The 834-nt window shown below is 59.8% G+C and carries 1 pseudogene; it reads left to right on the plus strand.

The features are described 5' to 3' along the window. Nucleotides 1-84: 84 nt before the first annotated feature. Nucleotides 85-834 (plus strand): annotated as a pseudogene (locus tag VQ045_RS21810) (IS5 family transposase); the annotation flags it as partial.

The raw sequence follows: 834 nt of genomic DNA on the forward strand, positions 1-834 counted from the left end.
AGTGTCGGTCCACAAAGAAGTTGAATGATATGAATCGTTTGTGATTCCATGCTGTTGATTTGATTCGACGAGGGCATGGAAGCGATGTGGACGAAAGCAAACCGCGGGAAATACAATCGGGATGGTCTGCGCTATCCGAGCGATTTGACGGATGCGGAATGGGAGCTGGTGGAGCCTTTGATCCCTCCTGCCAAGCGGGGTGGCCGCAGGCGTGAGGTTAACGTGCGCGAGGTTCTCAACGGCCTGCTCTATGTCCTCAGCACCGGCTGCCAATGGCGGGCGGTGCCGAAGGACCTGCCGCCGAAGAGCACGCTGTTCAGCTATTTCGACCTGTGGAACTGGGACGGCACGCTCGGCCGTCTCCATGAGGAACTCTACGTGAAATGCCGCGAGGTGATGGGGCGCGAGGCTAGCCCGACGGCGGCGATCATCGATAGCCAGAGCGTCAAGAGCGCGGAAAAGGGGGGCGTCGCATCGACCCGGGCGGGTATGATGCGGGCAAGAAGGTCAAGGGCAAGAAGCGGCATATCCTTGTCGATACAGTAGGTCTGCTGCTGCACGCGCTGGTTCATCCGGCCGACATCCAGGACCGTGATGGCGGTGTGCTGGTCCTGAAGACGCTGTTCGGCCGTTATCCGTTTTTAAAGAAGCTGTTTGCGGATGGCGGCTATCAGGGACCTGTCTTCGCCAAGGGGCAGAAGAAAGCCATGCCCGGACTTGCGACCGCGATCGTGAAGCGATCCGACACAGCCAGGGGTTTTGAGGTTCTGCCGAGACGCTGGGTGGTCGAACGGACGTTCGCATGGCTGGGGCGATGCCGAAGGCTGGCCAAGG

It is taken from the genome of Aurantimonas sp. E1-2-R+4 (assembly GCF_036549515.1).
Lineage (GTDB): Bacteria > Pseudomonadota > Alphaproteobacteria > Rhizobiales > Rhizobiaceae > Aurantimonas > Aurantimonas coralicida_A.